We start from the raw sequence: 12,772 nt of genomic DNA on the forward strand, positions 1-12,772 counted from the left end.
TCAGCCAATGGCAACCGCTGTCGGCGAACGCACCCGCGAAATTTTTTTCGTTGCCGGCCGCGCGGCTTTTGATTTCACCTTCGGTTGCGCCGCTTTCCCCGACGCAGCTTTGACGGCAGCAAGCGCTTCCGCCTTCACGTCCTTGCCCGAGCTTTTCAAGGCGGCAGCTTTCTGGCTGGATTTGGTCAGCAGCCGGGCGAGACCGGGATCCGCCGTGTTCGACTTGCCCTTGCGCGCACGAGCCGCTTCCCGAGCGCGGCGCTTTGCATCCTGTTCGAGAAAGATGGCGAGCGTGGCTTCATCGGATTTAAGGCCCGAACGGCGCGAAGCCGGAAGGTCATCGGCGAGCTGGCCTGCTTCGAATGCCTCGATCACCGCCGGATGCACATAACATTTGCGACAGACGGCCGGCGTATTGCGCAACATCTTCGATACTTCCTTGATCGTCCCCACCACGTGCTTGCGCGCCTCCGTCACCGTTTCCCACGCGAGCTTGCGCAGCGCGGCGAGCGCGAACACGCTGCCCGCCCACGTCCGATAATCCTTCGCGGTGAAATCGGCGCCGGTGATCTCGTGGAGATAATCGTTGATGTCGGAGGAGCTGATGGCGTGACGTTGACCGTCGGCATCGAGATACTGGAAGAGCTCGTGTCCCGGCAAATCCATGCATCGCTTGACGATTTTCGCGATGCGCGGATCACTCACCGATACATCGTGCTCAATCCCGCTTTTGCCGCGAAACTGGAAACGCAGCGTGCCTGATTTGACGCTGAGATGCTTCTTGCGCAGCGTCGTGAGGCCGTAGGACTTGTTGTCGCGCGCATATTCCTCGCTGCCAATTCGAATGAGCGTGGTGTCGAGCAACCTGACGACGGTGGCAAGAACCTTGTCGCGCGGCATGTCCGGCAAGTCCAGGTCGCGTGCGACGCGTGCGCGCAGCTTCGGCAGGACGGCGCTGAAGGCAAGCATGCGTTCGTATTTGGTGGCGTCGCGGGTTTCGCGCCATTGCGGGTGATATCGGTATTGTTTGCGGCCGCGAGCATCGCGCCCGGTGGCTTGCAAATGACCGCGCGAGTCCGGACAAATCCAGACGTTTGTGTAAGCCGGGGGGATTGCAAGAGCGTTGATGCGCTTGATCTCGGCTTCGTCGGAAAGCTGTTTGCCTTGCGTGTTGAAGTAGACGAACGCGCCAGATTTCCATTCGCGCGTGTAGCCGGCGCGGGAATCGTCGACGTAACGCAAACCCGGTGGCAAATCTTCCGGGCAACCTTTGATATCGGTGGACGGCTCGGCGATTATTTCTGTGACTGGGGAGGTCGGCATTGTTGCTAGTCTCGCAAGGGTCGCCCGTCGGGCGTTTGAGAGAACTAAGCAAGCCTGATGCCGCGACCGTTCGCGCGTTCTAGCGGAATCCCTCGGCGAGTGACCCGGCGCCCTTCGCCCAGCCCTGCTTGACCGACCAACGCTGATCCGTTCCGGCTTCGACAATCGTCAGCCTGCCATCGTCCGTGTACGCGCCGGTATCGATAAAAATCTGCGCCCCGATCTGCTTGATCGCCTTGACCGGAGTATGTCCGCAATAGGTCGGCGATAAACCCCGTTGCAGGGAAGTCTTTCCCGTGCCGAGCGCGAGCGAACGTCCCCACAGCAATTGCTGCCGGACATCGTCGGGGAAATAGGCAACTTCCAGATCGGCGTCGCTGCCAAAAAACTCCGCGTGCAGCACGTTGAAGCGCGTCGCGCCGTCGCCGACTATGCGCACCAGCGGCACGCTCGCCAGCTTTCCGGCGAGGCGTTGCAACTGTTCGTCGGTCAGATTCGATGCCCACGCGCCGCCAATCGAATACCAGACATGACGCTGCATGCGCCCGCTCGCGACGGCGCACAACGCGTCTTCATGATTGCCGAGCACCGGATAAAACCACGGCTGGTCGAGCAAATCGAGCGCTGCGAGCGAATCGCTGCCCCGATCGACCAGATCGCCGACCGAAAAAAGCCGGTCGCGGGCGCCATCGAAGCCGATCTCATTCAGCAAGTAACGCAATGCATCGACGCAACCATGCACGTCGCCAACCACGAGGTCACGGCCGAGTTTGTTCGCCGGATGCCAGCAAACGACGGGATGTGTAGCAGCAGTCATAGCCAAATCTTCTTCGTACACGGCGCAAAAGCGCGCCAAAACTTAAAGGCAAGTTCACATTCTGAAACGCGCGCCGCCGATACGCAATCTCTGCGGCGCGACAAAGCAAAATTTGCCGTGCCGCACCGCACAAACGTGCATTTACTACGCGACTTCGCATCTTTACTGCGGCGTTCCACGCAATTTCGTGACCTGAGCGCCAGTTGTCGTCGATTGCGGATTTCCGAACGTCTTCGTCACGTAGTTGCTGATGGCGGCAATTTGCTCGTCATTGAGCTGATCCGCGAACGCCGGCATGAAAACATGAGCCGTTTTGGTCTCGCGATTCACGCCGTGCAGCATGACCATGGTCAGATTGTTCGCCGCCGATGCCCCGACCACGCTGTTATGAATCAGCGACGGATACGCGCCCGCCGCACTGCCTCCGCGTCCTTCACCAGTCCAGCTATGGCAAGTCGCGCAATTCGCGATGAACAATTGCTCGCCGTTCACGCCGCTTATCCGTGTGCCGCGCATCGCGATCACGTCTTCGCTGGTCGCCTTGCCAAAAGAATCGCGCGGACGCGTGTCGCCGGCGCTTTGGGCAGGAACCGTGCGCAGATACGCGACCATGGAACGCAAGTCTTCCGAGCTCATGTATTGCGTGCTGTTCTGGATGACATCGGCCATCGGGCCTGCTGCGTTCGCGCGGCCATGCACGGCGCCGGTGGCGAGATATTGCGCGAGTTCATCGTCCGTCCAGTTGCCTACGCCCGCGTTCTTGTCCGGCGTGATGTTGTACGCGTGCCAGCCGGAAAGCTCCGCGCCGCTGAAGCGTTCGCTCGACTTGAGGCCTTGCGTGACATTGCGCGGCGTATGGCATTCCTCGCAATGCGCAAGACCTTCGACCAGGTAAGCCCCGCGATTCACTTCGGCGCTCTGCTTCGGGTCAGGGACAAAACGGCCTTCCTTGAAGTTGACCATGTTCCAGAACACCATCAGCCAGCGCTGGTTGAACGGAAACGACATCTCGTTGCGCGGCGGCGAATAGTGGATCGGCGCGAGCGTGTTGAGGTAAGCGCGGATCGCGAGGACATCGCTGTCCGTGACCTTGGTGTAGTCCGCGTAGGGGAACGCCGGATACAAGCGCTCGCCGCCCTTGCCGATGCCTTCGTGCATGGCGCGCAGGAAATCGGCGTCGGTCCATCGGCCGATACCCGTGTCCGGATCGCTCGTGATGTTCGGCGTGTAGATGGTCCCGAACGGCGTGTTGATGGGGAGGCCGCCGGCGAAGGGACGAGCTTTGTCGGCGGTATGACACGCAATGCAATCGCCCGCGCGCGCGAGATATTCGCCACGCTTGATCAAGTCGGCACTGGCCTGGTTGTCTTTGACGATCGTCGCCGTTTCCGCGCCGTTCGTCGCGCCCGCAGCCGTTTGTGCCTGCGCGGGTTCGATCAGGGAATGGACATTCATCGCGCCGGCTATGGCGAGCGCCAGCACGGCAAGTGCGGCGCCAAGACGTTTTATCGGTCTGCGGGCGTCGCGGGGTTTCTGGTTCTTCATCGTGGCTCTCCGTCGGCGCGCAATCAAAGTTCTTTCTTCAGTTTGTCGGCGAGACGCAGCGACAACGCGGACAGCGTCAACGTGCAATTCACCGATGCCGCCGTCGGCATCACCGCGCTTCCGGCCACGAACAGGTTCGGATGGTCGTGCGTGCGGCATTCGGTATCGACCACGGAATCCTTCGGATCGGCGCCCATGATGGTCGTGCCCATGATGTGATTGTTCGGGGCGAATTTATCGTCGAAGGTGATCTCCGTGCCGCCGAACAATTCCGCGATTCGCGCGTAGTGCGTGCGGGTATCGGCGGCGCTTTTCTTCACGTAGTCGTTGATGGAGTAATAGATCTCGGGCTGCGGAATGCCGAGCGAATCCTTATGGTCCGACGACGGCAACACGCGGTTCTGCGGTTCGGCCAGATGCTCGTGGAAGCTGTTGATGTTCATGGTGCGCGCGGCGCGATCGCGAATCTGGCGATCGAGCTCGGCGCCGCTCAAACCCTTCGCGATGAGATCCGCGGTGATCGCCATGGTCGGCACGCCATTCGAAAGATGCAGCTTCTTCGCCGCGTATTCGGAACGGAAGGCGCCATCGCGGAAATTGACGATGGACGTCATTTCCATCGGCCCGCGTCCCGGCCATAAGGTTTCATTCGCGAGGAAAGTCACGCCGGTTCCCGGATGGTCCATCAGGTTTCGGCCAACCTGGTCGGAGCTGTTGCCAATCCCGCTCTTGAACCTGTCGGACACGGATTGCAACATCAGCTTCGGCGTTTCGATGCCGTTCGCCGCCAGCACGAACAGCTTGCCCGTGACGCGCGTGCTGTTGCCGTTCGGGTCCTTGTAATGGACGGCGGTGATCAGGCCTTTGTCGTCGGATTCGATCTTGTAGACGACCGCTTGCGGAACCAGCCTGGCCCCTGCGCGCTCGGCTTTCTCGGCATGCGTGACGCCGTTGTACATGGCCGCGATCGGGCAGATCGGCATGCAGTTGTTATTGCCACAACACGTCGGGCGTGAATCGTACGGACGGCTGTTGCGCGCGACCGGTTCGGGCACGACATGAAACGAGTCGGCGTTGAGGACATCGGAGAAACGCTGGTCCATGTACGAGAGCGGCAACATGTCCATGGGATACGGCTTCGAGCGCGGCGAACCGAGATCGACATCGCGCCCGGGACCCGATACACCCAGCTGCACCTCGGCCGCCTGATACCACGGCTCGAGCGTCTCGTACGAGATCGGCCAGTCGCGGCCCACGCCATACAGCGTCCTGATCTTGAAGTCAGCGGGCAGCAAACGCCACGCGGCCGCGGCCCAGTGCCACGTCGTGCCGCCCACGAGCCGCAAGTATTGCGATGCATACGGATACTCGCCCTTCTGAATCAGATAGTTGTTCTCGGGCGAATACTCGGGATGCGGCGCGTAAGGCGTGGACGGATACGGCGTCGCGAAATCCGCTTTTGCGGGCGAGTTGCGAAAGTTCTCGACGATCTGCCAGCGCGGAATGCGCGGCCCGGCTTCGAGCAGGATCACGGATGCGCCCGCGCTTGCGAGCTGATGGGCGACCAGACCGCCCGCGACGCCGGATCCGACGACCACGACATCGGCCGAATTCGAATTTGCCATTTTGTATTGTCCTGTGAGGTGCTTATGTGCTTCGGTCGCGCTGATCAGCCACGCGCCGGCGTGATTTTTATACGGCCTGCTTCAGGCGGCGTTCGGCGCGCCGACTGCCGGCGGCTTTTGCGTCCAGTAGAACGGGACATCGCGGCAATAGGAAGGAATGGTCAGCACGTCGTTGACCGGATCGAACATCAGCGCGCGTTCGTAGGCCACGACGCTCGTGCTGGGTCCATCGCCGACGAGACCGAGATACCACGCGCGCATGACAGCCGTGACCGTGCCGGCGAGCCTGGGGGTATCGGCCTTCAATGCTTGCGTGACCGTATCGGATGGCACGCCGCCGTGCGCCGCGAGCCATTCGTTGAGCGCGGTGACATTTGCCACGAACTCGCTATCCGACTTCGATAACGCGTCGTACACGCGCTGCGCCAACGCGGGATCGAAGCTCGTGCGGCCGGTGAGCCTGCGCGATAGCAGAAGGAAACCTTCGAGGCCGGCGGGAGGGGTATCGGCGAAAGCCTGCGTGAAGAGCGAAGGAAACCCGAGTCCCGCCGATGTGAACGCGAGCGCGACCGCCGATGCACACGCGCCGAGGACGAACCGCCGGCGCGCGGCCGAGTGTTTGTCCGAGTGAGCGGGCAACGAGGGATGTTGAGGCTGTGTCATTGGTTGATGTCCCGATTCGCGTTTGTTGCGCAAGAGCGATGATCGACAAATACGCGGCCGGTAAGACACGGTCTGTCGATATCTTTGAAATGGTTGAAGCTGTACGTCAGAACGTCAACGCGCGTGAGACTGCACACTGCGCCGAGAGTCCGTTGGAATTTGAAAGCTGCCCGGGCAATAATCGCGGCGCTACAACTTGGCGCGATGACCGCCGATAACCGCCAATGACCGCCATTACCAGGCCACGATAAAAATGAACCTGATGCTTCCCAACGTAGTTCGATATCGCCCGAGGGCAGTCATTGCTTTGGTCATTGGTGTGATTATCGCAATTTTGGTTCCATATGACTTGCGCCCGCTCGTGCGCGGACTGATTGGCTGGGACACTACCGTATGGCTGTATCTCGTGCTCATATGGATCCAGATGTGGAGGGCTCATCAGGACGACGTCCAGAAGCTCGCCGCGCGCGAAGACGAAAACGCCGGCATGGTCCTGCTGATCGTCAGCCTCGCGGCCATGGCGAGTGTCGTGGCGATCGTCGCCGAACTGGCGGCTGCCAAGAACATGGGATTTCGCAGCGCCTTCCCTAACTATCTGCTGACGGGTATCACCATGTTCGGCGCGTGGTTCCTGATCCCGACCATGTTCACGCTCCACTACGCACGACACTACTATCAGTCGCAAGACGAGACATCGCTGAAATTTCCCGATACGCACTTGAAGCCCGGCTATTGGGACTTCCTGTATTTCTCGTTCACGATCGCGGTGGCATCGCAGACATCGGACGTGGTGCTGCGATCAACCGAAGTCAGGCGAACCGCATTGGCGCAGTCGGTGTTGTCGTTCTTCTTCAACGCTGCCGTGCTGGGTTTATGCGTGAATACCGCTGCCGGATTATTAGGCTCATAAATCTGGCCATAAACACGCGCATAGCAATAATTGCTGGAAACAAAAAAGCCGTCGGTCTTATTTTCCTGCATTCGTTTCATATAACCATTCCCAATTCCGCTGTGTAAAAACGCCGTTACCAACGCGTGCTTTTTTACACAGCTTCAAATGTCTGTCTTCTTCCGAGCGTAACGTCATCTATTAAGTGCGGCCTGCCTAACGCTTTCCCGCGGTTTTGGGGAAAATCATGCTGCATGGCACAACGTTTGCTCTAAAGAATTCGCATCCCCTCTTCCCCTCCGATAAAAGCACCGGACGCGTGCGCCGCCTTTTGAACAGGCCGGGCGCCGCCCATCGCTTTTCATCTTTCAAACGCCAGGAGTCAGCTTTGTCCTTGAACGTATTGCTTGTCGCTTCAGAGGCCGTGCCGCTTGCCAAAACTGGCGGATTAGGTGACATGGTCAGCGCATACGCCGCAGCGTTGCGTGAAGCGGGAGTGGATGCGGCGATACTTTTGCCGGCTTATCCAAACGCATTGCAATTAGTCGATGGTTTGCAGAAGGTCGCTTCATTGACGGGCCTTCCGGGCGGTGACGGCGTTTTATATCGTGGCCGCATGCCTGATACGGGCGTACCCGTAATCCTGTTGCGCATGGATCATCTGTATGCACGCGACGGGCTTTATCAGGACGCCAGCGGACGCGACTACGAAGACAACGCCATCCGGTTTGCATCGTTATCGGCGGCGGCGGTTCGGCTGGCCGAAGGCGTTCGCGGCTTCAAGAAGCCGGACATTGTCCATGCACACGACTGGCACTCCGGCCTCACGCCGCTCTTGATGAAGCACGCCGGCGTGCACGCAAAAAGCGTTTTCACGATCCACAATCTGGCGTTCCAGGGCAACTATTCGCTCTCGCTTGGTGCAGCGCTCGGCGTGCCGGCGAAGTGGCTCGTGCCTGCGTTGACTGAACAGAAGAGCATCGAATTTTATGGCGCGTTGAGTCTGATGAAAGCCGGCATTGTCCACGCGGATCATGTCGCTACCGTCAGCGAAACCTATGCGCGCGAAATCCTCACGCCGCGCTTCGGCCATCTGATGGAAGGCGTCCTGCAATGTTATGCAGAGAAGCTGTCGGGCATCATCAATGGCATCGATGTCGGCGCGTGGGATCCCATGACGGACGCACAAATCGCGCGCAACTATTGTTTCGACGATATGCGCGGCAAGCACGCCTGCAAGCGCGAGCTTCAACAAATGTTCGGGCTTCCTGTCGATCCTTTCGCGCCGGTGATTGCAATCGGCAGCCGCATGACATCGCAGAAAATGGCCGATGTCGTGATCGATGCAATCCCCGCCATGCTCGAGCAGCATCCGCGTTTGCAGATCGCGGTGATCGGCAAAGGCGAAGCGCACATTGAAACGGCGTTCCAGCGTTTGGCGCAAACGTGGCCGGACCGGATCGGCGTGCATATTGGTTACGACGAACGTCGCGCGCACGTGCTTCACTCCGGCGCAGATATCCTGCTGCACGGCAGCCGCTTCGAGCCATGCGGCCTAACGCAAATCTACGCAATGCGCTACGGCACCTTGCCGGTGGCATCGCGAGTTGGCGGACTGGCTGACACCATCGTGGATGCCGCCGAAGCTTCGTCGCTGCAAGAAGGTTTCCAGTCTTCGCCGGTTGAAAGCCTCGGCAGCTTTGAAGGCGCGACATCGTCGCGTGCGGCCACGGGTTTTCTCTTCGATGGCGAAGCGGCTCAAGACATGGTCGCCGCCGTCACGCGCGCCGTTCAAGCATTCATGCGCCCGCAACAGTGGCGCACGCTCCAGCGCAACGCAATGGCGCGCGACTATGGCTGGAGCCACGCGGTTGCAAAATACGTTCAGCTTTACGCAAGCCTGACGGACGCACGTCCCGCGAAAACACCGCTGCGCACGCGCCGTGTGCCGGTCCATACGCCCGCGGTTCCGTCGATCGCCGTCATCTCCGCCAAGGCAGCGCCCGCTGCCGCTGCATCCCGACAGGGCACAGAGCGGCCACAACTCATCGCGCGCAGCGCCTGAAGGCGTTCACATCGCGCCGTTCAATGGTACGGTTACGACGTTGCTGCCCGCCGCACTGATTTACGTGCGGCGGGCAGCGGTCGTTTGACCTGAAGCAAGGCTCTCGACACCCACGCCAGATCCCGCGAACGGCGCGGCACGTTACGTGCTGTGACCACAAGGCGACCCTGGCGCCGCACTGAACGACGTATCGCGCATGACAGCTTCATGAAGATACGTACCGCACTCGTGACCCCGGAACTGGTGCTTGAAGACTGTCTGAGGCTCGTCTGCCGTAGCCGTTCTTGCGGTTGGTTATTGCCTGGTTGAGCGCGATCGCGTTTTCCCGCATCCACGCCATAGCAGGACGAACTGGAAAAGACGACCGATGGAACACCATCACATGCTTCAAGCGTATGCGCCACGAATCTATTTCATCGACCCGCTTCTCGTCGGACCATTGTCTCAGTGGCCCGCGCAATTCGAACACGCCGCAGCCCTCGGCTTCGATCACGTCCTGATCGGTGCGCCTTTCCTGCCCGGCAAGAACGGGCATCGACAGGCAGTGGCCGATCATCACAAATTGCACCCCGCATTCGAATCCGACCTGCCGGCAAGCGAAGCCTTGCGACTGCTTTCAAGCCAGGCGGAGAAGAGCGGGCTGACACTGCTGGTCGATATCAACCTCGATCGCGTCAGCGCCGAAGGCGGCCTGTTCCAGGACAACCGCCATTGGTTTCATCCGTTCGAAGCCGCCGAAGCGCGGCTCGACCCGCGCACCGCGCCGCACGAAGAAAGCGTCGCGCATGCCAATTTCGGCGATGGCGAAGCGGCCCACGCGCTGACCGAATGGTGGGCGCGCGAGTTGATGCTGATCGCCGATGCCGGCGTTGGCGGCTTTCGCTTCGAAGCGCCGCACAAGGTGCCCGCGCATGTCTGGCGGCGTTTGGGTGCGGCCGTGCGCGAGCGTCATCCGCAAACCAAGTGGCTTGCGTGGACGGTTGGCATCAGCCGCCAAGACATTGCGAATCTCGCCGATGCCGGTTTCGACTCGGTGTTTTCATCGGCGAGATGGTGGGACTTTCAGAGCAACTGGCTCTTCGATGAACACGCGGCGTTGTTCCGCATCGCGCCGCCGATTGCGTTCCCCGAAGAACCCTACGGCACGCGCTTGCTAAACGACCTTCCCGATACCAGCGATTCGTCGCTCGTGGAACGCGCTTACCGACGCGCGTTGTACACGGCGGCGGGCATCGGCACGGGCGTGCTCGTGCCAATGGGCTTCGAATACGGCGTCACGCAACCGCTCTCGTACAACCACGGCAGCGCGGAAGAATTCAATCGCGCGAAAGAGAATGCGCGCTTTAATGTCTCGGCGGAAGTCGCGCACGCGAACGCGCTGCAACGCAATTCCGCTGCGCTCGCCAGCACCGGCGAGTTGCGCACGCTCACCGGTCCCGGCACGCCGTACGCTGCAATCTTGCGCGGCAGCGGCCCGGACTTGCGCACGGCGAGCGAAGCTGCGCTGATCGTGATGAACGCCGACCTGACCAAGCCGGTTTATATCGATACCCGTCATTTGCTCGATGGCGCGCCGGGCAACTTCACGCGTTTTCGCGCGATCGATGAAGACACGACCGAGACGCCGTTGCCGCTCAAACCTTTCCTGCTGCAGCCGGGCGAAGTCCGCTTGTTGCGCGGCGCGTCCGAACCGCCCATTTTGCTTGCCCAGCCGCAAGTGAAGCGCGGCGCCAAATCCGCCGATAGAAAATCGGTGAACGAGGCGCTCGTCGCGGCGCGCGTGATGATCGAGAGCGTCGAACCATCAGTTGATCACGGACGTTTCCCGGCGAAGCGGATCGTGGGCGAAGCCGCCGAGATCACCGCGGCGATCTTCGCCGAAGGCCACGACAAGATCGCGGCCGCGGTCCAATGGCGCGCCGCCGATGAAACCGACTGGCACGAAGCCAAGATGGTTCCGGTCATTCCGCTCGGCAACGATTTGTGGACGACCAGCATTCCGCTCGATCGTCTTGGCCGTCATGAATTCACCGTGATCGCATGGCGCGACGATTTTGCATCGCTGATCGATCACATGCAGAAAAAGCTCAAGGCCGAGCAGACGGTCGAACTCGAGCTCGAAGAATTGCGGCACTTGTTCGCGCTGATCCTGGCCGAGGTGAAGACCACGGAAGGTTCACAGACGGAGCCGCTGGAAGGCATCGTCAAGCAGTTCGCGAAAGCCGATGGCGAAACGCGCCTTGCGCTGGCTTTGTCCGCGGAGACGGCGCAGGCGATCGAAGCGGCGCGGCATCGTCCGTTCTTGTCGCGCGATCCTGTGATTTACCGGATCGACGCCGAGCGCGCCGCCGCGCGATTTGCAAGCTGGTACGAGATCTTCCCGCGTTCCATGAGCGACGATGAAAACCGCCACGGGACATTTATCGATGTGATCGGCAAGATGCCGCGCATTCGCGAAATGGGTTTCGACGTGCTGTACTTCCCGCCGATCAACCCGATTGGCATTGCAAACCGCAAGGGCAAGAACAATACGCTGACGGCTTTACCCGGCGACGTGGGCAGCCCGTATGCGATCGGCGGCAAGGAAGGCGGGCACGACGCCGTCCATCCGGAGCTTGGTAATCTGGACGACTTCAAGCGCATGCTCGAGGCCGCGCGTGCGCACGGCCTTGAAATTGCGCTCGACTTCGCGGTGCAATGTTCGCCGGACCATCCGTGGCTGCAGGAACATCCCACGTGGTTCGCGTGGCGCCCTGACGGCACGCTGCGTTACGCAGAAAATCCGCCGAAGAAGTATCAGGACATCGTGAATCCGGACTTTTATGCGAAGGACGCAAAGCCTGAGCTGTGGCTTTCATTGCGAGACGTATTTCTGTTCTGGATTGCGGCAGGCGTGAAGATCTTCCGCGTCGATAACCCGCACACCAAGCCCATGCCTTTCTGGGAATGGGTGATCGGCGACGTGCGTGCGCGCCATCCCGACGTCATGTTCCTGGCCGAAGCGTTCACGCGTCCGCGTGTCATGAACCGCCTCGCCAAGCTCGGTTTCTCGCAGTCGTACACGTACTTCACGTGGCGTGAATCGAAGCGCGACTTTGTGGAATACATGCACGACCTGACGCAAACCGATGCGAAGGATTTCTTTCGTCCGAATTTCTTCGTCAATACGCCCGATATCAACCCGCGTTTCCTGCAGCGTTCGGGACGCGCCGGATTTGTGATCCGCGCGGCGCTTGCCGCAACGCTTTCGGGACTTTGGGGCGTGTATAGCGGTTTCGAGTTGTGCGAAGCCGCGGCGCTGCCGAACAGCGAGGAATATCTCGATTCGGAGAAGTACCAGATTCGCGCGTGGGATTGGAACTGGCCGGGGAATATTGTCGGCGAGATCACTGCGTTGAACCGAATCCGGAAAGCAAACCCGGCGCTGCATTCGCATCTCGGCGTCAACTTCCTGCCTGCGCACAACGACAACATCCTCTTCTTCGAGAAAGCCAACGCCGCGCGTGACAACGTGGTGCTGGTCGCGATCAACCTCGATCCGTTCAACGAGCAAGGCGCGGATATCGAATTGCCGTGGCAGACCCTTTCCGGCTGGGGCGTGCAGGAATGGGACGCGCTGGCGGTAGAGGACCAGATGACGGGCGAACGTTTCGAATGGCGCGGCAGACGGCAGCACATTCGTCTCGATCCCAATACGCGGCCGTTTGCGATCTGGAGAATCGCACCGACGTGGGGCCTGCCCCGCAAGGACACCGCAGCCTGAAATCAACGAGCCCGCGGGCCTTACAAAAAGCGCGCGGGGCATCATCACGAAGGCATTGGCCGACGTGACACAGAACAACTCA

Annotated in this window: 8 protein-coding genes; 3 read left to right on the forward strand and 5 right to left on the reverse strand. The window is 60.5% G+C overall.

The window, feature by feature from the left end; genetic code table 11:
* The 5 genes from ASG35_RS22165 to ASG35_RS22180 form a co-directional block, all read right to left on the reverse strand.
* On the reverse strand, positions 1–1,323 hold the full coding sequence (locus ASG35_RS22165) for a DNA topoisomerase IB (protein ID WP_056362735.1): 1,323 nt from the start codon (positions 1,321–1,323) through the stop codon (positions 1–3).
* Between the two features lie 79 nt (positions 1,324–1,402).
* On the reverse strand, positions 1,403–2,140 hold the full coding sequence (locus ASG35_RS22170) for a metallophosphoesterase (RefSeq protein ID WP_056363760.1): 738 nt from the start codon (positions 2,138–2,140) through the stop codon (positions 1,403–1,405).
* A gap of 162 nt (positions 2,141–2,302) precedes the next feature.
* A complete protein-coding gene (locus ASG35_RS31050) occupies positions 2,303–3,685 on the reverse strand; it encodes a cytochrome c (protein ID WP_156393318.1) in 1,383 nt (460 codons plus the stop codon).
* A 23-nt stretch (positions 3,686–3,708) separates the two neighbouring features.
* Positions 3,709–5,310, reverse strand: a complete 1,602-nt coding sequence (locus ASG35_RS22175) for a GMC family oxidoreductase (RefSeq protein WP_056362738.1) — start codon at positions 5,308–5,310, stop codon at positions 3,709–3,711.
* An 81-nt stretch (positions 5,311–5,391) separates the two neighbouring features.
* Positions 5,392–5,973, reverse strand: coding sequence for a sugar dehydrogenase complex small subunit (locus tag ASG35_RS22180; RefSeq protein ID WP_056363763.1), 582 nt, complete (start codon positions 5,971–5,973; stop codon positions 5,392–5,394).
* A 253-nt stretch (positions 5,974–6,226) separates the two neighbouring features.
* Between ASG35_RS22180 and ASG35_RS22185 the strand changes: the two genes are divergently transcribed.
* The 3 genes from ASG35_RS22185 to ASG35_RS22195 all read left to right on the forward strand — a co-directional run bounded on the left by ASG35_RS22185 (position 6,227) and on the right by ASG35_RS22195 (position 12,690).
* Positions 6,227–6,883 carry a DUF1345 domain-containing protein gene (locus ASG35_RS22185; RefSeq protein ID WP_056362741.1) on the forward strand — a complete coding sequence of 219 codons (657 nt, stop codon included), beginning with the start codon at positions 6,227–6,229 and terminating at the stop codon, positions 6,881–6,883.
* 367 nt (positions 6,884–7,250) lie between these two features.
* On the forward strand, positions 7,251–8,927 hold the full coding sequence (glgA, locus tag ASG35_RS22190; protein ID WP_056362744.1) for a glycogen synthase GlgA: 1,677 nt from the start codon (positions 7,251–7,253) through the stop codon (positions 8,925–8,927).
* A gap of 382 nt (positions 8,928–9,309) precedes the next feature.
* Positions 9,310–12,690, forward strand: coding sequence for an alpha-1,4-glucan--maltose-1-phosphate maltosyltransferase (locus ASG35_RS22195; RefSeq protein ID WP_442854855.1), 3,381 nt, complete (start codon positions 9,310–9,312; stop codon positions 12,688–12,690).
* Positions 12,691–12,772: the final 82 nt, after the last annotated feature.

It is taken from the genome of Burkholderia sp. Leaf177, from assembly GCF_001424345.1.
Taxonomy (GTDB): Bacteria; Pseudomonadota; Gammaproteobacteria; order Burkholderiales; family Burkholderiaceae; genus Caballeronia.

Coding starts and splice junctions, on each gene's coding strand:
- ASG35_RS22180 (WP_056363763.1), bottom strand. CDS start 5,973: ATGACACAGCCTCAACATCCCTCGTTGCCCGCTCACTCGGACAAACAC.
- ASG35_RS22185 (WP_056362741.1), top strand. CDS start 6,227: ATGAACCTGATGCTTCCCAACGTAGTTCGATATCGCCCGAGGGCAGTC.
- ASG35_RS22175 (WP_056362738.1), bottom strand. CDS start 5,310: ATGGCAAATTCGAATTCGGCCGATGTCGTGGTCGTCGGATCCGGCGTC.
- ASG35_RS22165 (WP_056362735.1), bottom strand. CDS start 1,323: ATGCCGACCTCCCCAGTCACAGAAATAATCGCCGAGCCGTCCACCGAT.
- ASG35_RS31050 (WP_156393318.1), bottom strand. CDS start 3,685: ATGAAGAACCAGAAACCCCGCGACGCCCGCAGACCGATAAAACGTCTT.
- ASG35_RS22195 (WP_442854855.1), top strand. CDS start 9,310: ATGCTTCAAGCGTATGCGCCACGAATCTATTTCATCGACCCGCTTCTC.
- ASG35_RS22170 (WP_056363760.1), bottom strand. CDS start 2,140: ATGACTGCTGCTACACATCCCGTCGTTTGCTGGCATCCGGCGAACAAA.